Origin of the sequence: Vreelandella titanicae (assembly GCF_014697095.1) — a bacterium.
In the GTDB taxonomy this organism is placed as follows: domain Bacteria; phylum Pseudomonadota; class Gammaproteobacteria; order Pseudomonadales; family Halomonadaceae; genus Vreelandella; species Vreelandella titanicae.
This window is the reverse complement of the sequence record NZ_CP059082.1, coordinates 3,298,551-3,319,746: the sequence shown is the minus strand read 5'-3', so window position 1 is coordinate 3,319,746 and position 21,196 is coordinate 3,298,551. Positions and strand designations below refer to the sequence as shown.

The 21,196-nt window shown below is 55.2% G+C and carries 21 protein-coding genes; 11 read left to right on the top strand and 10 right to left on the bottom strand.

Annotated features, from left to right (window positions below; translation table 11 throughout):
- Nucleotides 1-80: 80 nt before the first annotated feature.
- The 4 genes from rlmH to HZS52_RS15265 form a co-directional block, all read right to left on the bottom strand.
- Entirely contained in the window at nucleotides 81-548 is a 468-nt protein-coding gene (gene rlmH / locus HZS52_RS15280; RefSeq protein WP_009286999.1) for a 23S rRNA (pseudouridine(1915)-N(3))-methyltransferase RlmH, read from the bottom strand.
- Nucleotides 545-931, bottom strand: coding sequence for a ribosome silencing factor (rsfS, locus tag HZS52_RS15275; RefSeq protein ID WP_022523156.1), 387 nt, complete (start codon nucleotides 929-931; stop codon nucleotides 545-547). Before rsfS ends, rlmH begins: the two co-directional genes overlap by 4 nt.
- A gap of 79 nt (nucleotides 932-1,010) precedes the next feature.
- On the bottom strand, nucleotides 1,011-1,670 hold the full coding sequence (nadD, locus tag HZS52_RS15270; RefSeq protein ID WP_190373108.1) for a nicotinate-nucleotide adenylyltransferase: 660 nt from the start codon (nucleotides 1,668-1,670) through the stop codon (nucleotides 1,011-1,013).
- Between the two features lie 7 nt (nucleotides 1,671-1,677).
- Complete coding sequence (locus HZS52_RS15265) at nucleotides 1,678-2,985, bottom strand: glutamate-5-semialdehyde dehydrogenase (RefSeq protein WP_022523154.1); 1,308 nt, start codon at nucleotides 2,983-2,985, stop codon at nucleotides 1,678-1,680.
- 198 nt (nucleotides 2,986-3,183) lie between these two features.
- Between HZS52_RS15265 and HZS52_RS15260 the strand changes: the two genes are divergently transcribed.
- Genes HZS52_RS15260 through HZS52_RS15250 form a run of 3 tightly spaced genes read left to right on the top strand, consistent with a single transcriptional unit; the run spans nucleotide 3,184 to nucleotide 6,405 of the window.
- Nucleotides 3,184-4,038, top strand: a complete 855-nt coding sequence (locus HZS52_RS15260; RefSeq protein WP_009287000.1) for a hypothetical protein — start codon at nucleotides 3,184-3,186, stop codon at nucleotides 4,036-4,038.
- The gene (locus HZS52_RS15255; protein WP_041158542.1) at nucleotides 4,035-4,964 is read left to right on the top strand and encodes a diguanylate cyclase domain-containing protein; all 930 of its coding nucleotides are present in this window, start codon (nucleotides 4,035-4,037) and stop codon (nucleotides 4,962-4,964) included. Before HZS52_RS15260 ends, HZS52_RS15255 begins: the two co-directional genes overlap by 4 nt.
- 43 nt (nucleotides 4,965-5,007) lie before the next feature.
- Nucleotides 5,008-6,405, top strand: a complete 1,398-nt coding sequence (locus tag HZS52_RS15250; RefSeq protein ID WP_161463573.1) for a bifunctional DedA family/phosphatase PAP2 family protein — start codon at nucleotides 5,008-5,010, stop codon at nucleotides 6,403-6,405.
- 18 nt (nucleotides 6,406-6,423) lie between these two features.
- Here HZS52_RS15250 and HZS52_RS15245 read toward each other — a convergent pair whose 3' ends face one another.
- Genes HZS52_RS15245 through mpl form a run of 3 tightly spaced genes read right to left on the bottom strand, consistent with a single transcriptional unit; the run spans nucleotide 6,424 to nucleotide 9,101 of the window.
- A complete protein-coding gene (locus tag HZS52_RS15245) occupies nucleotides 6,424-7,047 on the bottom strand; it encodes a LysE family translocator (RefSeq protein ID WP_190373107.1) in 624 nt (207 codons plus the stop codon).
- A gap of 3 nt (nucleotides 7,048-7,050) precedes the next feature.
- On the bottom strand, nucleotides 7,051-7,695 hold the full coding sequence (locus HZS52_RS15240; protein WP_141440967.1) for a flavin prenyltransferase UbiX: 645 nt from the start codon (nucleotides 7,693-7,695) through the stop codon (nucleotides 7,051-7,053).
- The gene (gene mpl / locus HZS52_RS15235; RefSeq protein WP_141440966.1) at nucleotides 7,692-9,101 is read right to left on the bottom strand and encodes a UDP-N-acetylmuramate:L-alanyl-gamma-D-glutamyl-meso-diaminopimelate ligase; all 1,410 of its coding nucleotides are present in this window, start codon (nucleotides 9,099-9,101) and stop codon (nucleotides 7,692-7,694) included. The genes HZS52_RS15240 and mpl overlap by 4 nt, the downstream gene beginning before the upstream one ends.
- 275 nt (nucleotides 9,102-9,376) lie before the next feature.
- Here mpl and HZS52_RS15230 point away from each other — a divergent pair, with 275 nt between their 5' ends.
- Complete coding sequence (locus tag HZS52_RS15230) at nucleotides 9,377-9,763, top strand: glutaredoxin family protein (RefSeq protein ID WP_022523151.1); 387 nt, start codon at nucleotides 9,377-9,379, stop codon at nucleotides 9,761-9,763.
- Between the two features lie 67 nt (nucleotides 9,764-9,830).
- On the opposite strand, the gene HZS52_RS15225 is transcribed toward HZS52_RS15230, so the two are convergent.
- Nucleotides 9,831-10,376, bottom strand: coding sequence for a hypothetical protein (locus HZS52_RS15225; protein ID WP_190373106.1), 546 nt, complete (start codon nucleotides 10,374-10,376; stop codon nucleotides 9,831-9,833).
- 297 nt (nucleotides 10,377-10,673) lie between these two features.
- On the opposite strand from HZS52_RS15225, the gene HZS52_RS15220 reads away from it, so the two are divergent.
- The 7 genes from HZS52_RS15220 to pepQ all read left to right on the top strand — a co-directional run bounded on the left by HZS52_RS15220 (nucleotide 10,674) and on the right by pepQ (nucleotide 18,853).
- Nucleotides 10,674-12,254 (top strand): ABC transporter substrate-binding protein, encoded by a 1,581-nt coding sequence (locus tag HZS52_RS15220; protein ID WP_039859107.1) that lies wholly within the window; start codon nucleotides 10,674-10,676, stop codon nucleotides 12,252-12,254.
- 199 nt (nucleotides 12,255-12,453) lie between these two features.
- Nucleotides 12,454-13,503, top strand: a complete 1,050-nt coding sequence (locus tag HZS52_RS15215) for an ABC transporter permease (protein WP_039859109.1) — start codon at nucleotides 12,454-12,456, stop codon at nucleotides 13,501-13,503.
- Nucleotides 13,500-14,456, top strand: coding sequence for an ABC transporter permease (locus HZS52_RS15210; protein ID WP_009287008.1), 957 nt, complete (start codon nucleotides 13,500-13,502; stop codon nucleotides 14,454-14,456). Before HZS52_RS15215 ends, HZS52_RS15210 begins: the two co-directional genes overlap by 4 nt.
- A gap of 7 nt (nucleotides 14,457-14,463) precedes the next feature.
- Nucleotides 14,464-15,480 (top strand): ABC transporter ATP-binding protein, encoded by a 1,017-nt coding sequence (locus tag HZS52_RS15205; RefSeq protein ID WP_009287009.1) that lies wholly within the window; start codon nucleotides 14,464-14,466, stop codon nucleotides 15,478-15,480.
- Nucleotides 15,477-16,550, top strand: a complete 1,074-nt coding sequence (locus HZS52_RS15200) for an ABC transporter ATP-binding protein (protein WP_141440965.1) — start codon at nucleotides 15,477-15,479, stop codon at nucleotides 16,548-16,550. Before HZS52_RS15205 ends, HZS52_RS15200 begins: the two co-directional genes overlap by 4 nt.
- Nucleotides 16,551-16,599: 49 nt before the next feature.
- Nucleotides 16,600-17,511, top strand: coding sequence for a LysR family transcriptional regulator (locus HZS52_RS15195; RefSeq protein WP_009287010.1), 912 nt, complete (start codon nucleotides 16,600-16,602; stop codon nucleotides 17,509-17,511).
- A gap of 43 nt (nucleotides 17,512-17,554) precedes the next feature.
- On the top strand, nucleotides 17,555-18,853 hold the full coding sequence (gene pepQ / locus HZS52_RS15190) for a Xaa-Pro dipeptidase (RefSeq protein WP_141440963.1): 1,299 nt from the start codon (nucleotides 17,555-17,557) through the stop codon (nucleotides 18,851-18,853).
- Between the two features lie 142 nt (nucleotides 18,854-18,995).
- Here the strand turns inward: pepQ and HZS52_RS15185 are convergent, their stop codons facing one another.
- Nucleotides 18,996-19,592 (bottom strand): OmpW/AlkL family protein, encoded by a 597-nt coding sequence (locus HZS52_RS15185; RefSeq protein WP_027957556.1) that lies wholly within the window; start codon nucleotides 19,590-19,592, stop codon nucleotides 18,996-18,998.
- A gap of 528 nt (nucleotides 19,593-20,120) precedes the next feature.
- Entirely contained in the window at nucleotides 20,121-21,191 is a 1,071-nt protein-coding gene (locus tag HZS52_RS15180) for a 2,3-butanediol dehydrogenase (protein ID WP_276316030.1), read from the bottom strand.
- Between the last annotated feature and the right edge of the window lie 5 nt (nucleotides 21,192-21,196).

Here is a 21,196-nt window from a genome sequence, read left to right as displayed (position 1 = left end):
TGACTCTCAAATCAAACAATCAAATCAAACAAAAGGCGCAGCGGGCCATAACAGTGATCGCTCACCATCTCAGTTAGCCGTCAGCGGTGATAAGGGTGACCTACCAGTAGTGTCCAGGCACGGTAGAGCTGCTCGGCCAGCATAATCCGCACCAGCGGGTGAGGCAGCGTCAGCGGGGAGATCGACCAGGTTTTGTCAGCCGTCGCAGAGAGTGAGGGCTCGAGACCGTCTGGCCCCCCCACAAGCAGGACAATATCTCGCCCGGCCATGCGCCAGGCATCGGCTTCTTGCGCTAACTGTTCGGTGGTCCAAGGCTTACCTTTGACTTCCAGCGCGACTAGATACTCGTCGCCACGCAACTTATCGCGAATTCGCTGCGCCTCTTGGGCACGCGCCTTCGCGATATCTGCATTTTTGCCACGCTGACCGAGGGCAATTTCTTCTATCTCGAGATTAAAATCTCTCGGTAGCCGCTTGCGGTAAGTATTGACGCCCTCTTCTACCCAGCCAGGCATTTTGCTTCCTACCGCTAACAGCCGGATCTTCATGACATGCCGGCTCGCTCTTGGAAGCGCTCAAGAGAGTCGCCAATGGCACCCGAGTCGCTGGGCAGATCGGCCCACAGCCGCTCTAAGTCATACAGGGTGCGTGCCTCGGGCATCATCACGTGGACAACGACATCCCCCAGGTCGACCAGTACCCAATCGGCGTTATCGCCACCTTCAACGCCCAGCGGGCCAAGCCCTGCAGCCTTGGCTTTTTCCACGACGTTTTGCGCCAGGGCAGCCACATGGCGGGTCGAAGTACCACTGGCAATCAGCATGAGGTCGGTAACCTCGGTTAATTTGGCAACATCCAACTGTGTAATGTCACGTGCTTTCAGTTCTTCTAGCGCGTCAACCGCTAGATTTTTCAATGTATCGATGTGCATGACTCCTAAAAGACAACCTTATTGGTTAATCGGTCAATAAAGCCGGCCATTGTAACGGCTTCTTTGATGACTGCCAGCGCTATTCGCGTTGTCGATAAAGTCCGTGCTGCGTAATGGCCAATTCAACGGCTTCTGGCAGTAAATAGCGCACGCTTTTCCCGGCCTCTAAACGCTCGCGGATATACGTCGCCGAGATCGCCATCAGTGATGGCAGTTCCAATGGCAGATAGCCGCCGCAAGGCCGCTGCATCAATGCGTCTACGCTATCGACTCTGCGATGCGCTACCAGTTCCATTAATGATGCCGGTAACGGATCGTCATAGCCCGGTCTGGCAATCACCACTAGATGGGCAAACTCAAACAAGCGCTCCGGCTGGTGCCACTGGGCGAGCCGCAAGAAGGCATCAAAACCAATCGCCATCACCAGACGGGCCTGTTCGCCAACTTCCCCTCGCAGCTCAGCCAGTGTATCGACGCTATAAGAGGGGCCGTCACGGCGCAGCTCGCGGTCATCGGCGATCAGCCCAGGCGTCGCACCGATACCCGCTTCTAATAGCGCTAACCTCTGTTTCGCCGAGACTTGGGGGCGCCCGCGTAGCGGTGGCTGTTGAGCCGGTATCATATGTAGCCGATCAAGCGACAGCGCCTCATGCAACTCTACCGCGCTGCGCAAATGCCCCAGATGAACAGGGTCAAAGGTGCCGCCCAACATGCCGATACGCTGCTCCGTTTGACTCATGCCACCCCTATTCACGCACCTGGCCATCGCCAAATACGACGTATTTCTGAGTGGTTAGCCCTTCCAAACCGACAGGCCCACGGGCGTGAAGCTTATCGGTTGAAATTCCGATCTCAGCGCCAAGCCCGTACTCAAAACCATCGGCAAACCGGGTAGAGGCATTCACAATCACCGAACTGGAGTCGACTTCCGCCATAAAGCGGCGTGCGAGTGAATAATCCTGGGTGACAATCGCATCAGTGTGGTGAGAGCCGTACTGTTCAATATGGGCAATCGCTTCATCGATACCATCGACCACTTTGATTGCCAGCACGGGGGCCAAATACTCGGCATACCAATCGGCTTCTTCAGCAGCTGCCGCCTGTGGCAACAATGCCTGCGTACGCTGGCAGCCACGCAGTTCAACTTCATGTTCGGCATAAGCGCGGGCCAGTTCCGGCAGCAGCAGGTCAGCAATCGGCGCATCAACCAGCAACGTTTCCATGGTGTTACAGGTGCCGTAGCGATGAGTTTTCGCATTGACGGCGATGGCTAGCGCTTTGGCGGGATCAGCGGTGGTATCGATATACACATGACAAACACCGTCGAGATGTTTGATAACCGGTACGCGGGCATCACGGCTGATACGCTCAATCAACGACTTTCCACCGCGGGGGATAATCACGTCGACATATTCCGGCATGCTAATCATTTCACCCACCGCCGCGCGATCAGTGGTGGCGACTACCTGCACACTACCCGCTGGCAGGCCTACATCAGCTAACCCCGTTTGGATACAGGCGCTAATGGCGGCATTTGACTGGCTGGCTTCCGACCCGCCGCGCAAAATACAGGCGTTGCCCGACTTCAAACATAGGCTGGCGGCTTCCAGGGTTACATTTGGGCGCGACTCGTAAATAATCCCGATGACGCCCAGCGGGACGCGCATTTTGCCCACTTGGATGCCGCTAGGCCGATAACGCATATCGCCAATTTCGCCCACCGGGTCAGGCAAGCCCGCTACCTGCTGTAGCCCTTCAATCATGGCGTCGATACGCGCGTCGTTCAGAGCTAAGCGATCCAGCAGCGCGCTTTCCAAACCGTTCTCGCGGCCACGCTGTAAATCCTCGGTGTTGGCATCCAGTATTTTGGCTCGCGCCTCGGTCAAGCGCTGCGCCATAGCCATTAGCGCACGGTTTTTCAACCCGGTATCCGCCCGCCGCAGTTCACTGGCGGCACGGCGCGCCGCTTGCCCCAAGGCCTGCATGTAGGCGGGCACATTCCCGGCAATTAAGTGCTGATGGGCCTCGTCTTGGAACGGTGTTGAAGCGCTCATAGTGTCTCCGTACGGAAGGATACTTTAATTTTTTAATTAACCATGTATCGCGTTTTACATGTTTTGCTTATGTTACGTCATTTCATCGTTATACTGGGGACGATTAAGGCACTAATATGTCTCGCGTACATTTATTATCCTACAATTACTTTACTTGATGAGATACATCTGGTCATTCAGGACGAATAGTAAGTCACCATGCAAAGCAAGTACAAAATCCGCCTGCTACGTGCCAATCTTTTAGCTGCTGCCGTCGCTTTGGCACTATGGACACCCGCTACACCCCCTGCTGCTGCCCTAGTGCTGTGGCTATCAGTCGGCTGGTTACTCATCACCGCACTGATGCTTGATTTTAGCCACCGTCGTTCGCGAGGATTGCCATGGCAAATTGTACCGGGTGCACTGCTATTGGGTTTAATTGCCACTGCTCCAGAACGACACGGCATTTTAATCTGGGCGTGGGCCGCAATGCTGATGCTGCCCCAAAACAATGGGGTCGCCGCTTTTAACCTCAGCGCTGCACTGATTAGCGCTGTAATGGTAGCACCTCAATTGGAGGCGTCAGCGCTTGTGCTGCTGATTTGTTCACTGCTGGTGCTTGGTCTGCTGGCCTTATCCAGAGCACAGCAGCTTATTGATATGAACGGTTCCATTCGCCAACGCCTGCGATTGATTCCCGGCCTTAACCTTTGGGCCGGTGAGCAGTTGCTGCGCGATATCGCCCGGGAACAAACGCGCTGCGAGCGTGAAGGCGTTCATGCGGAACTGTTTATTCTGCACGTAAAACGCCACCAACTGTGGCCAATGGCGCAAAAGCTGTGCGAATTAACCTATGATTTTGAAAACGTTTACCGCTTAAGCAGCACAACGCTGGTGACACTCATTCTTGCCCGCTCACCTAGAGAAGCCGCTCAACGACGCAGCCTACTACTCGCCGACTTACCCGACAATATTACCAGTGAACACCTTGAATTAATCGATATCGAACCGGCAACGCTTTCGGTGTTTGAGATCAGCAAACTTCCGGCTGAGCGGGTGCGGGAGACGGTATGATCGAGTACCTCCCCAAACGATTAATGACCCTGGCTTATACTTCCAGTATCGCGTTGATGGTGGGTTACGCGCTATGGCTGTATGCCATGGGTGACTACCGCGACCTGCTGATTCCCACCTTTATGACCCTGCTGCTAATGGCCGCCCTGCTGATGCATATAGGGCAGGGCGTAAAAAGCTACCTGCCGCGCATTATTTTACTCTGCAGTACCTACTCGGTAGTGCTCGGCGCTTTCTATTTTCAGCCGCAGGTATCACCTCTATGGTTAGGCCTGCCGATTACCGCCGCGTTTTTACTGCTACCGCTATGGGCTGCAATGCTGATTAATATTGCCATTGGGCCATTGTGGTGGCTGCTTCCTTCGGTCGCCTCCGCGCCACCGGCGATTATCGTGGGCTATGCTGCTTTAACACTGTTACTTGCCCTCCCCCGCTGGGAGCATGCTCGTCGCCGCGCACTCTTAAGAGCTACCGACCCCAACGACAGCGACTGCGAAGCTTTCCATATGGACACGCTAAAAGAGCGTTTACACAGCGAGTTCCAGCGCGCTGCCATGCTCAATCAGCAACTGGCAGTGCTGGTACTGCATTTACCGCAGTTGGATATGGCAGCAGAGCAGTTTGGCCATCGTGCGCAAACGGCGCTGCTGGGAGCGCTATGCGGTGAAGTGAATAGCCGTTGTCGCGATCATGATGTGCTGGGGCGCGCGGACAGCGCCACTTTTTGGCTGGTTCTACCTGACACTAGTGAAAGCGGCGCTCTGTTGGTACGCGAGCGTTTACAAAGAGCTCTTTCACAGCGTGTACTGGTAGAAACCGGTCAACTGGAAGCGCGCATTGCCGCCTGCTTACCCAGTCGCACCGAGCACTTTGCACACTATGTAAAGCGCCTGGAAACCCGCGGCGCCGCCCTCGCCAACCTCTAATCTGCCTTTTCAATGTCTCTTATCTGACGCTGGAGTACTCTCCTTGCCGCTAGCCGATCTGCTCCACTCATTAACGCCATCGCCTGCGTTGATCGTCTGTCTGGTGCTGGCGATTTCATTAGTAGAATCACTTGCCTTGATCGGGCTGCTGGTGCCGGGCGTGGTGTTAATCACTACCGCAGCCTCCCTGGCGGGACATCAGGATCTTGGCTTGGCATGGTTAATCGGTGCTGCCTTCATAGGCGCTATTTTAGGCGACGGCGTCAGTTTTTCGCTGGGCTTTAAACATCACGAGCAGGTCACTCAGAGATGGCCCCTTTCCCTGCATCCCGAATGGTTGGGCCGCGGGGCACGGTTCTTTGAGCGCTATGGCATTTGGTCAGTGTTTATCGGCCGCTTTGTCGGTCCGGTGCGACCGATTATTCCCTTGGTAGCAGGCATGATGCGTATGCCACCACGCACCTTTATTTGGGCTAACGTCACTTCTGCAGCACTGTGGGCGCCTGCCTATATACTGCCCGGCTATTTGTTGGGGCGTACCTGGCAGCACCATTTGAATCTACCGCCAGGCATAGAGGCTGCGCTGCTTATCCTCGCAGCGATCATTGTCGTGCTCGCGGTGATTTTCTCCTGGGGTCGGCATCAGGCGACACGGCATGGGCGACTTTACCGGGCTATTGCTGTCAGCGTTCGCCGTATGCCGCTACTACGCAGGCCATGGCTGGCCATGAGTCAAACCGGCGATGTTCCCTTGGCTTCACTACTGTTACTGGTCATAGCGCTAGGCAGTCTGTCTGGCTGGACACTGCTGGTCATCGCCCACCATGAACCGCTTGAGATTGATCTGTTCATTCAGCAACTGTTCTCCTGGCTGCAGAGCGATGTTTTGTACCGAGCGGGGAATGTTTTTGCACGCATTGGCGACACCCTAGGCATTATCGCTTTAACACTGCCTTGGGCAGCATGGATGCTGGTGAGCAAGAGATGGGAGGCTTTACTGCACTGGAGTGGCGCCTTTGCCAGCGTCGCCCTGCTAAACACAGTAGGCAAAGGGCTGTTTGGTCGTGCTCGCCCAGAGACACCGGACTACTTAATGGGCTCGTTCTCCTACCCCAGCGCCCACACTTCCACCGCCGTGGTGCTCGTTGGCCTTACAGCGGCGTTCGTTGCGGCCGAGATACCCCGTCAAAAACGCTTTTGGGTGTACTGGATAGCACTAGCGCTTGCACTGCCCATGGCGCTATCAAGACTGGTGGTGGGCGTGCACTGGTTCAGTGATCTGGTGGGAGGCGCGCTACTCGGCTTGGTCGTTTGCGCACTCACGCTACTTCATTGGCAGCAGCAGTCGCGCCCGTCGATGCGCCCCTGCCCGTGGCTTCTGCTCAGCCTGGCATCGCTAGTGCTTATCAGCGCTCGCGTCGGCTTCTTCCCACCGGTTTAGCTTTAAATCGACACCGCTTTACCCCAAGGCAAGCCACAGGCCTACCCCAATCATCAGTGTTCCGGCGATGCGATTCAGGAGCCGGACATTGCCGCTTTTACCGAGCACATTGCGTAGCGTTTTGCCGCCGGTGGCATAGACCAGCATGCTGACAAACTCAATGGTCAAAATGACCGCTATCAGCAGGCTGAGCTGCCCCGGCAATGGGCGACTACTATCCAAAAAAGGCGGCAGCAGCACCATAAAAAATGCCCACCCTTTAGGGTTTGCCACCGCGGTAACAAACCCTTGCATGGCTAACTGCAGGGGGCTAGCGGGTGGGCCCGCATCAAGCTCGTTAGGAATCGCCATGCGCCCACGGGAACGCCACATCATAATACCCAAATAACCCAGGTAAGCGCCGCCCACCCACTTAAACAGCACAAACAGCTCTGGCTGACGCAGCATTAACGCCGCCACGCCTGCGCCAGCGGCCGCCGCCACCAAGCCCACGCCGAGCAACTCGCCAATCATCATCCACAGCGTGCGTTTGACGCCTTGGGTCATGCCCAGCACCATGGCGAGGGTCATGCACATACCTGGGGTTAGCGAGACAAACAGAAACGTTGGCACAAAAACCGACAGCGTGGCCCACGACATCATAGATCACTCATCCTTATCTCCGACCTCTCCCCAGCGAGGCACCAGCGAATGCTCGATTCCCAACTGGTTGAGAATACGCGCGACAATAAAATCAATCAGATCATCAATGCTTTGCGGGCAGTGATAAAACCCAGGAGCCGCCGGCAAAATGACCACTCCCAAGCGACTCAATGCCAACATGTGCTCCAAGTGAATCGGTGAAAATGGGCTTTCCCGCGGCACCAGCACCAGCGTTCGGCGCTCTTTAATCGCCACGTCCGCCGCCCGCTCAATCAGATTATTGCTAGCCCCCGTTGCAACGGCAGAAAGCGTGCCGGTAGAGCACGGGCACACCACCATGGCGGAGGGCGCGCCAGAGCCTGATGCCACCGGCGCCATCCAGTCTTCGCGACCAAAGCAGCGAATCTGACCAGGCTGCGCCCCACTGCGCTCACTCAGCGCCTCGGCTAAACGCTGGGGCTGGGCGGGCAGCTCAATATCTGTTTCTGTGGCGATGACCATGTGGGCGGCTTTCGAAATCATGACCCACACTTCATGGCCTGCGGCGACTAGTACATCGATCAAGCGCAAACCGTATTGAGCCCCGGATGCGCCGGTGAGTGCCACGGTAATTGGCTTTTTGAACGATGCGTCGGCTCTATCTGTCACGCATTCCCCTCCTTGGCTGCGGCTAATGCGGCGAGCAAGCGTTCATGCACGCCCTCAAAGCCACCGTTGGACATCACCACAATGCGATCCAACGGTGACGCTTGAGTGACCACTGCTGCCACCAGCGTATCAATATCGCTAAACAGCTGGGCATGCGCACCTTGCGTGGCAACCAGCTCGTCCATCGACCAGTCGAGCCCGGCGGGCTGAAACCAAAAAACGCCATCAGCGTCAGCCACGCTCTCGAGTAACCGCTCGCGCAGAGCACCTAAACGCATGGTATTGGAGCGCGGCTCGATGACCGCCAGCAGGCGTCCTTTCGTGGTGGCCGCACGTAGACCTTTGAGCGTCGCGGCAATCGCCGTGGGGTGGTGGGCGAAATCATCGATCACCTGAATGCCATTGATTTCGCCGCGCACCTCCTGGCGCCTTCTGGGTGTTTCAAAACGCGCCAGCGCCGCACAGCCACGGGCTAAATCAACCCCACACAAATGCGCCGCCGCCAGCGCTGCCAACGCATTGCGGGCGTTATGCTCGCCGGTTAGCGCCCACTCGACGACCCCGTCCTCCTCTTGTCCATGGGTATCCTGACCAGACTCGCCAGCGCTATAAATCACCTGGAAACGACTGGCGTCGTCGCGCTCTAATTTCAGTTGCCACTCGCTCGCATCCCGATCACCAAAGTGCGCTACCGGCGTCCAGGCGCCCTGGCTCAGAACACGTTCAAGGGCGGGCTGCTCATCAGCAACTAATAGGTGCCCCTGGCTTGGGACGGTGCGCACCAGGTGATGGAACTGGCGCTCAATGGCTGCCAGGTCGGGGAAGATATCGGCGTGGTCAAACTCAAGGTTGTTGAGTATGGCGATATGCGGACGGTAGTGAACAAACTTGGAACGTTTATCAAAGAACGCCGTGTCGTACTCGTCAGCTTCCACCACAAACGGCGCTTGCGGATCACCCACGCGCGCCGACACGCCAAAATTACGCGGCACGCCACCAATCAAAAACCCCGGCGCTAAGCCGGCACTCTCTAAAAGCCAGGCTAATACACTGGCGGTGGTGGTTTTACCATGGGTACCTGCCACGGCAATGACGCGTCGGCCGGGCAGCACGTGCTCCGCCAACCACTGCGCCCCCGAGGTATACGGCAGGCCGCTATTGAGTAACGCTTCAACCTCTTCATTGCCCCGTGACAAGGCATTGCCCACCACGACAAGATCCGGCGCTGGCGACAGATGCTCGGCGTGGTAGCCCTCCATTAAGGTGATGCCCGCATCAACCAACTGGGTGCTCATGGGTGGGTAAACATTCTGATCGGAGCCACTCACCTGGTGCCCCATTTCACGCGCCAGCAGTGCCAGGCTACCCATAAAGGTGCCGCAGATACCCATAATATGCAGATGCATGGCTCTCGCCCCGTTAATCGCCCATAAACTAATTTACTAAAAGCCAAAAAATGGCGTAAAAATAGCCACCGGTTTAAAAAATAGCTAAGCAGCCTAGCATGTTGAGGCTATTTGCTCATCTATTCATCGCCATAAACGCTGACAAAGCACCACTCAAGTGACAAATCTCTTTAGTTGTTGCAGGATGCGGCCACTGTTTACTTATGATGACTACCCCTTTCTTCCCACTTGTCACGCTGATGTAAGCCAACATCTCAGCACAGGAGCCTTTTTCGATGCGCATTTTAATTCGCTATTTCTTTCGTGGTCTTCGCTTGGTGCTCGCCCCGGTCATGCTGATTTCCGAGAAGCTTTCCACGCCTAAGTCAGTAGAGCGTACGCCTGAAGAGCAAGCCAAGGTGGATCAAGCGTGCCAGAACCTTGCGCTGTACCAATTTCGCACCTGCCCTTTCTGCATCAAGGTGCGCAAAGAGATAGCGCGGCTGGGTTTAAACATTGAGGTACGTGATGCTCAACTTGATCCTGCCCATAAGCAGGCGCTCTTGGAAGGGGGTGGCAAAGTCAAAGTGCCCTGCTTGAGAATCACCCACGACGATGGGCGTGAAGAGTGGATGTACGAATCTGACACTATTAATGCCTGGCTGCACCAGCAGTTCGGTTAAGCGCTTTTGATGGACATGGATAGCCACTGAGGTCTTGTCACCAGGTCGGCAAACGTCGACCTGGGCATTAGAACTCTACTTTTTGCGCCTCTACATCGAACACCACGTCGATCTCAATGCCCTCTTCCTGGCTTGGCGGTTCACCTAGCTCGACTTGCAGTCCCAGCGCCCCCTCAATTTTCCCAGCTACGCGAACCGTTTGGCTGGTACGGTCATAGTGAGTCAGTGTTACTACTACTTCCCCCCCTTCAGAGGTGAACAGCGGCGGGGCAATAGAAGCCCCAATGGAATAAATAACCACTGCATTGATCAACTGCCCTTCGTGCACGGTCAGGCTAATAGAGAGCGCCTCCTCGCCGTCCCACTTCTCATCGTCAACAGAGCCAGCGATATCAATATTGATATCGTCGCCTAGCTCTACGAATGAGGCATTTGAGTCATTACCATGGCGTAAAATAAACCACTCCCGCAACTCATCATCCAACGACCCTGCTATTTCAGGCGCCGCGCGCTCAGAGCCACCTTGAGGAGGACTTTGCCCCACAGGCTCAGTGGCAAAACCAGTGATAGGTAGCCAAACCCCCATCAACGCTATCCCAATTTTTTTCCACATAAGATTTTCCGCCCTATTATGTGTCGCTTTTCGCTTACTACTTTCGTCTTAAAACAAGCCTTCAGCATGCCGCTATTAGCCCCATCATTCAGTAGACGAATGATGCCTGTCATTATTTCGATTGTATGACGCGATAGGCACTCTCTATGTTGTAAGCCTAGGTTGTGCGCTTGTGTTGTAAATAGGCTTAACAACTGACCGTGTCTGTTTTGCCGACGCTTTCCTGGCGGGAAGGGTGCTTCTAGCCAAGAAAACGGCGGTAAAACGAAAAATAAACAATGATTTAAGGGAACGATGATGACGCTCAAGAAAACCTTACTGGCTTCCGTTATTGGTGCAGTGGTTGCGGGTACGACGTTACTACCGATGACCGCAAGTGCTGAAACGCTGCGTATTGGCTACTCCGCCGACCCTGAAACCCTCGATATCCACGAGCAGCTTTCTGGCGGCGTCTTGCGCTTTTCTCATATGGCATTTGATCCGCTGGTGCGCTGGACAAAAGATTTTGAGTTTGAGCCGCGCTTAGCCACCGAGTGGGAGCAGGTCGACGAAACCACCATGCGCATGACCTTGCGTGAAGGCGTTACCTTCCACTCAGGTAACGAATTCACCGCCAAAGACGTGGTATGGACCATTGAGCGTCTGAAAGAGAGCCCTGACTATCGCGCTATTTTTGAGCCAGTGGCCAGCGCCGAAGCCGTTGATGACTACACCGTTGAAATTGTCACCACCGAACCTTACCCGCTGCTACTCAACCTGGCTACCTACATCTTCCCGATGGATAGCGAGTTCTATAGCGGTGAAACCGAGGGCGGCAACGACAAAGGTGAGATCGTTAAAGCTGGCAACTCCTTTGCTTCGCGCAATGTTTCCGGTACTGGTCCGTTCATGGTGACTGACCGCCGTCAGGGTGTACGGGTAGATTTTGAGCGTTTTGAAGATTACTGGGATACCGAAAGCGAAGGCAATGTCTCTAATATCGTGCTGACACCCATCGCTGAGAACGCCTCACGGGTTGCCGCCCTGCTCTCTGGCGGTGTCGACTTTATTGATGCCGTGCCTCCCAACGATTTGGATCGCGTACGCGAGGCCGACGGCGTTAATCTGGTTGAGGTTGACGGTACGCGTATCATTGGCTTCCAAATGAACGAAGACCGCGTTGAAGCCTTCCAGGATGCCCGCGTTCGCCAAGCGGTTGATCTGGCTATTAACCAGGAAGGCATTGCCGACCGCTTAATGCGCGGCTTCGCGACGCCCGCCGGACAGATATCACCCAAAGGTTACTCCGGTCACAACCCAGACTTAACGCCACGCTACGATATTGAACGCGCCAAAGAGCTAATGGCCGAAGCGGGCTACGCAGACGGCTTCAGCGTTGAAATGATTGCCCCCAACAATCGCTACGTAAACGATGCCCAGATCGCCCAAGCGGTCGCCAATATGCTGGCACAAATCAATATTGACGTTGACCTGCGTACCATGCCCCTGGCGCAGTACTGGCCTGAGTACGATACCCGCCAATCGGATATGGCGATGATCGGCTGGCACGCGGATACCGAAGATACCGCTAACTTCTTCCAGTATCTAACCTTCTGCTTCGATGAAGAGACCGGTGCTGGCCAATACAACTACGGTGGCTACTGCAACGAAGAGATCGACGCACTCGTCACCGAAGCCGATAGTGAAACCGATTTGGAAAAACGCAACGAAATGCTGCGCGAAGCCGAAGCCATGCTCTATGAAGACGTCGGCTATATCACACTGCACTGGCAGAACCTTGCTTACGCGGCCGCTGAAGGGGTTGAGATTGAGCCTGTAGTCAACGCCCTTGACTTCCCCTACCTGGGTGACTTGGTCATTAATCGCAGCGACGATTAAGCGCTCACAGCGCTGATTGATTAAATGCCTAGAAAAGAGTCACTACAGCGTTAACAGCCAACAAGTAAACCGCAAGGATGCTTCGCTCCCTAAGCGTTTAGGGGGCGAAGCCTTTTAGCTGGCAGTTCGCGTCTGTGAGAACTCTGCATAACATGCCCCTACTCCCTTTGATGAACCCCTCATATAGGTGGCGTACGCCATGATTGCCTTTTTAATCAAGCGGCTGATGCACGCGATTTTGGTGATGTTTGTCATCAGCGTGCTGGCCTTCGCCATTCAGGATAACCTGGGTGACCCCATACAGCAGATGGTTGGCCAGTCAGTGCCTGAGAGCGAGCGTGAAGAGATTCGCGAGCGCTTTGGCCTCAATGACCCCTTCCTGGTGCAGTACGCTCGTTTTGCTAAAAACGCCGTTCAAGGCGATTTCGGCTACTCGTACTTTTATCGCGAACCGGCGTTAGAAGTAATTGCTCGCCACTTACCCGCCACCCTGGAGCTGGTATTTGCCGCGACGCTGATTATTGTGCTGCTTTCGGTACCCATTGGGGTATATAGCGCCATCAAACCGCGCTCACCGATTTCACGCCTGTTTATGGGTATATCGATTATCGGTATCTCAATTCCAGTGTTCTTGACCGCGATCGTACTGATTCAAATCTTCGCCATCGGCGTCACTGTCACACTGTTCCCCGAAAGTACCGGCTGGGGCGCATGGCTGAATGACTTCTTCTCCACCGAAGGCAATATGCCCTCCTTCGGCCGTGGTTATGATCTCGTTAACGTGGTGGGCAACTGGGACACCAACCTGGCAACTTGGAACGGTTTACAGCATCTAGTGCTGCCGGCGGTTTCACTGGCCTCCATTATGCTACCGCTGTTTATCCGTCTGATTCGCGCCGAAATGATGGAAGTCCTGCAGTCGGAGTACGTCAAGTATGCCCGCGCTAAAGGCATCTCTATGCGCCGGGTGTATTTCGTTCACGCCCTTAAAAACACCATGCTACCAGTGATTACCGTGGGCGGCGTACAGATCGGCACCATGGTGGCCTACACCATTTTGACCGAGACCGTTTTCCAATGGCCCGGCATGGGTTTGATGTTTTTGGATGCGATCAACCGCGCCGATATACCGCTGATTGTGACCTACCTGATGATCGTCGGCGTGATCTTTGTCGTCACTAACACCATCGTGGATCTCATCTACGGCATGGTGAACCCCACCGTTAAACTGACTGGGAAGCCCGCATGAGCACCACCAACAATTCCTCCCCAGCGAGCGCCTCACCCAGCCGCTGGGAACGCCTGCGCGACTCCTATATATGGTACAGCTTCAAGCGTGACCGCACCGCCCAGCTCTGCCTGGCTGTGTTTATCTGCATGGTTATCGCCGCCTTTGCCTCACCGCTGCTGGCGCCCACGAACCCTTACGACCTATCCCAGATAGACATTATGTCATCTGAACTGCCGCCCTTCTGGATTGACGGTGCAGATGAGCGTTACGCGCTAGGTACCGATGCCCAGGGGCGCGACTTATGGTCGATTGTGCTATATGGCACCCGCGTATCGCTGCTGATTGGTTTCGGTGCGGTTATTTTGCAGGCGCTGCTAGGGGTCACCTTCGGCCTAATGGCGGGCTACCTGGGCGGCCGTGTCGATACGATTTTGATGCGCCTGGCAGACATTCAGCTGTCATTCTCGACACTTATGGTCGCTATCGTGGTGGGCGCTTTGGTCAAAGCGACCATGGGTAGCGCCTTCTATAGCCAGTACGCGGTGATGATGCTGATCCTGATTATCGGCCTGGCCGAATGGCCCCAGTATGCCCGTACCGTGCGCGCCTCAGTGTTGGCAGAGAAAAACAAAGAGTACGTTGATGCCGCCCGCGTGATGGGCCTACGCAGCAAACGGATTATGTTCCGCCACGTGCTGCCCAACACCATGTCACCGATATTCGTTATCTCTACCGTGCAGATCGCCAACGCGATTATCTCTGAAGCGGCGCTGTCGTTTCTGGGACTGGGGATGCCAGAGACCCACCCCTCGCTTGGCTCACTGATCAAATCGGGCTTTGACTACATCCAGTCCGGCTCCTGGTGGATCACCTTGATCCCGGGTGCAGTTCTGGTGGTACTGGTGCTGTCGATCAATCTACTAGGCGATTGGCTGCGTGATGTCATGAACCCACGACTCTACAAAGGCTGAGGACACCATGGCACTACTTGAAGTCAACAACCTCGATGTACGCTTTGCGCTGCGCCAGGGTGAAGTGCACGCCCTGCGCGATATCTGTTTCAGCCTTGAGCGCGGTGAGCGCCTGGGTATTGTCGGTGAGTCCGGCGCAGGCAAATCGGTTGCCGCGTTTTCGCTGCTCAACTTGATCGCCAAACCAGGCTTTATCGCCGGCGGTACGGTGACGTTTGACGGTCAGGTGCTTAACCGCATGTCTGAGCGTGGCCTGCGTAAAGTACGCGGCAACCGCGTTTCGATGATCTTCCAAGACCCAATGATGACGCTTAATCCGGTGCTCTCCATTGGCGAGCAGATGGTCGAGTGCTTAAAAGCCCACCGGCGCATCTCTTCCAAAGAAGCCCGTGCGATCGCCCTGGACAAACTCCAACAGGTGCAAATCCCTTCGCCGGAAACGCGCCTGGATCAGTACCCTCACGAGCTTTCAGGTGGTATGCGTCAGCGGATTATTATTGCCATTGCGCTGCTCCTCGACCCGGACATTATCATTGCCGACGAGCCTACTACGGCGCTTGATGTGACCATTCAGGCCGAGATCATGGCGCTGCTGCTTGACCTCTGCGAGCAGCACAATGTGGGGCTTATTCTGATCACCCACGACCTGGGCGTGGTCAGCCAGGTCACCCAGCGCATGCTGGTCATGTACGCTGGCCGAGTCATTGAGCAAGGGCCAACACGGGAGATTATCAACGACCCGCAGCACCCTTACACTCAGGGGTTAATCAACGCCCTGCCTCAGATGGCAACGCCGGGTGAAAAGCTCAATCAGATTCGCGGCAGCATGCCGTCACTCTCTAACCTGCCCAGCGGCTGCGCGTTTCATCCGCGCTGCGATTTTATCAATCGTGCCGATGGCCAGCCCCGCCCCGCCTGCACCCAGCAGGTGCCTGAATTTGTCGAATCCGGCAATTGCCGTGTGGCGTGTCATATGGTCGCTGAAATGCTCGAAGATCGCCGTTTGAAAGAGGAAACCTCATGAGTGCGCACGCTGAGGCTATAACGGACAGCCATACTCCTACTCCACGTCAGAACGAACAGAGCGCTGATTCGCTACTGCAGATTCGCGATCTAAAAAAGCGCTTCTCGCTCTCTGGGGATTTTCTCGATCAGCTGCGCTTTAAGGGCGGTAAGCTGGTTCGCCACCAAGAGCACGTTCACGCCATTAATGGTGTGAATCTGGATATCAAACGCGGTGAAGCGCTGTGCGTGGTCGGTGAGTCGGGCTGCGGTAAGTCCACCGTGGCGCGAACTGTCATGGGGCTGCTGACCCCCACAGAGGGTGAGATTCGCTACGACGGCAACCGCATCGATAACTTAAGCTCGCGCCAACTGCTGCCGTATCGCAAGCGGATGCAGATGATCTTCCAGAACCCTTATGCGTCGCTCAACCCGCGCATGACTATTCAGCAAACCCTGGAAGAACCGCTACGCCTGCACCACCCTGATTGGAAGCGACCGCAAATTCTCGACAAGGTAGAGGAAGTGATGCGCTCAGTGGGCATTGACCCGGACTGGGGCAAACGCTTTGGCCACGAGTTCTCCGGCGGCCAGCGGCAGCGTATTGCCATTGCCCGCGCCCTGGCCGTTGACCCTGAGTTCATCGTTGCCGACGAGCCTATCTCCGCACTGGACGTCTCGATTCAAGCCCAGGTGCTCAACCTGCTGATGGAAGCCCAGCAAGAGCGCAATCTGACCTACCTGTTCATTACCCACGACCTAGCCGTCGTGGAGCACTTTGGCACCCGCGTGGCGGTGATGTACTTAGGCACGGTGTGTGAAGTTGCCACCACCGCGACACTGTTCGATAAGCCGCGCCACCCCTATACCCAGGCGCTGCTCTCGGCCATTCCACGCTTGAAGGATGACCGGCCCCAGCATATTCGTCTCACCGGCGAAGTGCCGACCCCAGTTAACCTGCCTAGCGGCTGCGTGTTTCATGGCCGCTGCCCCCATGCCAATGCGCGCTGTAAGCAAGAGATCCCCTTGCTGCAAACACAGGATGACGGAACCCGAGTGGCGTGCCACGCTGTTGAGGAGGGACGCCTATGAAGCGGGCGTCGTATTCGATACAGCGACCCCAGGCGCTGAGAGGTAGAGCATGGAAATTCGCTGGCTAGAAGATTTTATCGCCCTGGCCAGAACGCGGCACTTCTCACGCGCAGCAGATGATCAAAACGTTACGCAACCCACCTTCTCCCGGCGGATTAAACTGCTTGAGGAGGAGATGGGCGTAACGCTGATTAATCGTCAAACGCTGCCGCTCTCACTCACCCCGGCCGGGGAGGAGTTTTTGACCCTGTGCGAACAGGTGACCGACCGGGTGCGGCTGACCCGTGACCGGGTGCGCGAAATTAACGCTGGCCAGCAGCGGCGCATTATGGTCGCAGCACCGCAGAGCCTATTGCCGCATTTTTTACCGGAATGGTTGGCGTCTACGGGGTGGCAAGATCGCGTACAGCCGTATTTGCGGGCGACCGGCTGGGTGGCCAATGACTACTTTCAAGCCTTAGCGCGTGCCGAGTGCGACCTGGCTATCTGTTACTGGCCAATTGGGCGCTGCGACCTGGAGATCGACACCAGCGCCTGCAATTATCGTGTGATTGGGCATGAACGGCTGATTCCAGTGACTGGGTTAAACCCAGAGGGAGAACCTCACGCACTGCTGCCTGGCTCGCGCCATCAACCGCTGCCTTGGCTTGCCTACCCCAAGCGTGGGTTGTTGGGGTCTGCGGTTAAAGCACACCTAGCCAGGCTCCCCCAAACCACCTATTTAACTGCACAGAGTGAAAATCTCTACGCGGCCGGTATTAAAGAGCTGGTGCTACTTGGCTACGGCATGAGTTGGCTGCCTGAACGCAACGTCGCGGCAGAGCTTGCTCAAGGCACGCTGGTAAGAGCGGGCGATAGTCGCTGGGATGTGCCCATGGAGCTACGGCTATACCGTCATCAAAATCATCGCCACGCTGAGCTGGATAGCCTGTGGAGCGAACTTGCGCCGCCCCGTGTATGACCCCCATTTGAGAAACCTTACTTAAGAGAGGGCACAGCTTTGTATGTCAACCACCCTATTTAACCTGCAACGCGAGCATATAGCGCACCTACAGCGTGCTTATTCGGATATTTTGACCGACCACGGGCTCGATAGCCTGGCAATTTACAGTGGCCATGCCAGCGACCATTTTGCAGATGACCACGCTCCTCCTTTTCAGGCTTACGGGCATTTTATGCACTGGGTGGGTTTAGCCGATGTGCAGCATAGCTGGCTGATTATTCAGCCGGGAGAGCGCCCCCAGCTCTACTTGTATGCGCCCGCAGACTTTTGGCACTTGCCCACTCAGCTACCCGATGAGCCCTGGGTAGAGACGTTTGATATCCACTTATGCAGCGAGAAAGTCTCCCCATCGCTTTCGGGAAATGCCGTCGTTATTGGAGATATCGAGCGTCTTCCCATCAGCATCCAACAGGCGCTAAAAGCTGAACATCACCCTGAACGCATAGTGCATGCCCTTGATGAATTACGGCTGTTTAAAACGCCCTATGAGATTGCCTGTCTCCGTGAAGCCAACCGTTTAGCGATAGCGGGCCATCAGGCATCCCAGGCCGCCTTTATCGGCGCCGCCGGTGAGCTGGATATTCAGCTGGCGTACTTAGCAGCGAGTCGCCAGCGCGAATCAAACGTGCCCTACCAAAATATTATTGGTTTAAATGAGCATGCTGGCGTGCTGCATTATCAACACTACGACCTTAACGCGCCTAAACAGCGCTATAGCTTGCTAGTGGATGCGGGTCGCCGCTTTCGAGGTTACTGCGCCGATATTACCCGCACATACGCTGGCCCCGATGCCCCCGTCGCGTTTGGCGAACTGGTCACCGCCATGCATGGGCTGAAAGATGAGTTAGTCAAAGGCGTAGCCCCTGGCGTTAACTTTTTAGCACTGCACGAGCAGATGCATCACCACCTGGGTGAAATATTGGTGGCTAATGATCTGTTTAAAGGCACCGCAGAACAAGCGGTTGCCGAGGGCGTTACGCGGGCATTCTGCCCTCATGGACTGGGGCACTCGCTGGGCCTTCAAGTGCATGATGTGGCCGGGTTACGCCACCCGGATGGCACGCCCGCCCCTGCGCCAGAGCAGCACCCAGCGCTACGGCTGACGCGCATGCTGCGCCCTGGCATGGTCGTTACCATTGAACCCGGGCTCTATTTTATCGCCATGCTGCTCGACCCGTTGCGCAACACCTCACTGCCCATTAACTGGCCGTTGGTCGACCAACTCTCATCCTGTGGCGGTATTCGTATCGAAGATAACGTAGCAGTGACAGAGAGCGGCTTTGATAACTTAACACCATAAGCCCTTTTTAACGTCTTGCTAATCGACTCTCTACAACGCACTACGCCCGGCTCAAGGCCGGGCGTAGTGATATTTCAGAAGACTTAACAAAGCTAAAACCTAGGCAAAGCTAAAATCCAGTAAAGCTAATGTCTAGTAAAACTTAGAAGCGGTAAGTAACACCACCGCCAATGGTGACGGGTTCGATGTCAACTTCACCACCGACGTTGATATCTGCGTTCACGTCAGCGTAGCTTGCGTAACCATTGAGCATAATATTATCAGTCACAGCCAGATCAACCCCTACTTGGCCGATCGCGCCGTAGCTTTCATCAACATTCACACCACTCGGCTCACCAGAGAAGCGTGTGTAGTTAAGGCCAGCACCAACGTAAGGCTGTACACGTGAATCCAGGCCACCCATCGGGTAGTAATTCACGAGTAGATTAACAGGTAGACGATCAACACTACCCACATCGCCTAAGGCAGAGGTGTTCAGATCGTGCTCGAACTTCTCAGAGCTGTTGAGTTCAACGCCAACCTTATCAGTAAACAGGTAACCAGCACCAAAAGTGAAGCCGCGAGCGCTCTGCACGTTCAGTGAATCACCATTCAGATTGCCATTACCTGACCCCGTATCCGTTTGGGCAACACCACCACGAACGAATACATCGCCAGCGTTATAAGCGAGAGCCGCTTGGCTTGCCAGTGCGAAACCGGCAGTGATTACAGCAGCAGAAATCAGTTTCATATTACTCATAAGGGTCATCCTCTATGCAGCGCGCAGTTCCTTGCGCTTGGGGATTGCGGTACTTGCTATCCAACTTACCTGTACAGGGTATAGTATACGAACACTGTTTCCAAATTGCTTGTAAAATATTGTTATAAGAAACTGCACCCTGATAGTTTTTCCTATGCGTAAAGTTCTGGCATAAAACTCAGGCATAAAATCCAGGCACAAAAAAAAAGTCCCCCGAAGGGGACCAGGTGGAGCACGCCAGCTCACTCGGTTTGTTGCTACCAGCCGGTAGCAACGTGGATGAAGAAGGAAAAGAAGCCAGATAGTTAATTACGCCTCTCTATTCACTCATCCTTTGCCATATACATTGCGATCTGCGTGCCACTTTTTTAAATATCATTAAAAATCATATAGTTAATAAAAAATCACTTCACTGACATCAACCTCCGACGCACTGCAGCAAACAAAATGCACCAGCATTGCGCACTTTGAGGCCTTTTTGCATCACAAAGCATCATATGCGTTTGTTTACGCTTCGGAATCCTCAGATTAGTGGTTGGGTGTCACGATGATTTTCACTTGAGCTTTGTCGTTTAGAAGCGCCTCAAAGCCCTCCTCCACGATATCCGCCAGTGGAATGCGCTGAGTCACCATGTCCTCGGCGCGGAAGTAGCCCCGCTGCATCAGTGCCATTACCGCTGGGTACACATGGCGATAGGCAATAATGCCCTTCATGGTGCGCTCTTTGATGACTAGGTCGTTAGGCTGGAAGCTGGCCTCGCCTTCCCAGATACTCACCACCACCACTTCGCCCCCTTCGTGGGTGCTGTGCAACGCCTGATTCAGCACGTCAGGAATGCCGGTGACTTCAAACGCCACGTCTACCCCGCCACCGCTCAAGGCTTGTAATTTCGCCACTGGATCCTCCTGTTGCGGATCAACCACAGTGGCCCCTAGCGCTTCAGCTTTGGCCTTACGAGATGGTGCCACTTCCACTGCATAAATCTGCGCAGCTCCTGCGGCCTTAAGAGCCTCAATAGTCATCAAACCGATTGGTCCAGCGCCAAATACTACCGCGCTATCCCCGGCTTTCAGGCAGCTTTGGCGCACCGCATGCAGCGCTACCGCCGCGGGCTCTACCAGTGCACCCTGCTCGAAGCTGAGGTCATCTGGCAGCTTGTGCACCATATGTTCCCCCATCACGGTGAACTCGGAAAAGCCGCCGCCACCGCCCGAAAGGCCGTGAAAGCCCAGCAAGGGCGTGAGGTTGTAGCGCTCCATCTGATAAGCGCCATCCTTGTTGGGGGAAAGGATCGGCTCAATCGCCACGCGGTCGCCTACCTTCACCCGCGTGACTTTCTCGCCGACCTCTACCACTTCCCCAGCGAACTCATGGCCCATAATGATCGGCGCCTGTTCGCCGCTAATGGGGTGCGGCTTGCCCACCGGAATAAAAATCGGCCCGGCAGCATACTCGTGTAAGTCACTGCCGCAAATACCACAGGCAGCCACTTTCACTTTCACTTCATGGGGGTCGCTGATAGAGGGAACCGAAACTTGCTCAACGCGTAAATCTTTTGCTGCGTACCAAACCGCTGCCTGCATGCTTGACTGACTCATGGGTT

Bases quoted from the DNA above. Each gene is read 5' to 3' on its own strand.
- HZS52_RS15225 (WP_190373106.1), bottom strand. From the start codon at position 10,376: ATGTGGAAAAAAATTGGGATAGCGTTGATGGGGGTTTGGCTACCTATC.
- HZS52_RS15245 (WP_190373107.1), bottom strand. From the start codon at position 7,047: ATGATGTCGTGGGCCACGCTGTCGGTTTTTGTGCCAACGTTTCTGTTT.
- rsfS (WP_022523156.1), bottom strand. From the start codon at position 931: ATGCACATCGATACATTGAAAAATCTAGCGGTTGACGCGCTAGAAGAA.
- HZS52_RS15195 (WP_009287010.1), top strand. From the start codon at position 16,600: ATGGAAATTCGCTGGCTAGAAGATTTTATCGCCCTGGCCAGAACGCGG.
- HZS52_RS15260 (WP_009287000.1), top strand. From the start codon at position 3,184: ATGCAAAGCAAGTACAAAATCCGCCTGCTACGTGCCAATCTTTTAGCT.
- HZS52_RS15215 (WP_039859109.1), top strand. From the start codon at position 12,454: ATGATTGCCTTTTTAATCAAGCGGCTGATGCACGCGATTTTGGTGATG.
- mpl (WP_141440966.1), bottom strand. From the start codon at position 9,101: ATGCATCTGCATATTATGGGTATCTGCGGCACCTTTATGGGTAGCCTG.
- nadD (WP_190373108.1), bottom strand. From the start codon at position 1,670: ATGAGTCAAACGGAGCAGCGTATCGGCATGTTGGGCGGCACCTTTGAC.
- HZS52_RS15230 (WP_022523151.1), top strand. From the start codon at position 9,377: ATGCGCATTTTAATTCGCTATTTCTTTCGTGGTCTTCGCTTGGTGCTC.
- HZS52_RS15200 (WP_141440965.1), top strand. From the start codon at position 15,477: ATGAGTGCGCACGCTGAGGCTATAACGGACAGCCATACTCCTACTCCA.
- HZS52_RS15180 (WP_276316030.1), bottom strand. From the start codon at position 21,191: ATGAGTCAGTCAAGCATGCAGGCAGCGGTTTGGTACGCAGCAAAAGAT.
- HZS52_RS15205 (WP_009287009.1), top strand. From the start codon at position 14,464: ATGGCACTACTTGAAGTCAACAACCTCGATGTACGCTTTGCGCTGCGC.
- HZS52_RS15265 (WP_022523154.1), bottom strand. From the start codon at position 2,985: ATGAGCGCTTCAACACCGTTCCAAGACGAGGCCCATCAGCACTTAATT.
- rlmH (WP_009286999.1), bottom strand. From the start codon at position 548: ATGAAGATCCGGCTGTTAGCGGTAGGAAGCAAAATGCCTGGCTGGGTA.
- HZS52_RS15220 (WP_039859107.1), top strand. From the start codon at position 10,674: ATGACGCTCAAGAAAACCTTACTGGCTTCCGTTATTGGTGCAGTGGTT.
- HZS52_RS15185 (WP_027957556.1), bottom strand. From the start codon at position 19,592: ATGAGTAATATGAAACTGATTTCTGCTGCTGTAATCACTGCCGGTTTC.
- HZS52_RS15255 (WP_041158542.1), top strand. From the start codon at position 4,035: ATGATCGAGTACCTCCCCAAACGATTAATGACCCTGGCTTATACTTCC.
- pepQ (WP_141440963.1), top strand. From the start codon at position 17,555: ATGTCAACCACCCTATTTAACCTGCAACGCGAGCATATAGCGCACCTA.
- HZS52_RS15210 (WP_009287008.1), top strand. From the start codon at position 13,500: ATGAGCACCACCAACAATTCCTCCCCAGCGAGCGCCTCACCCAGCCGC.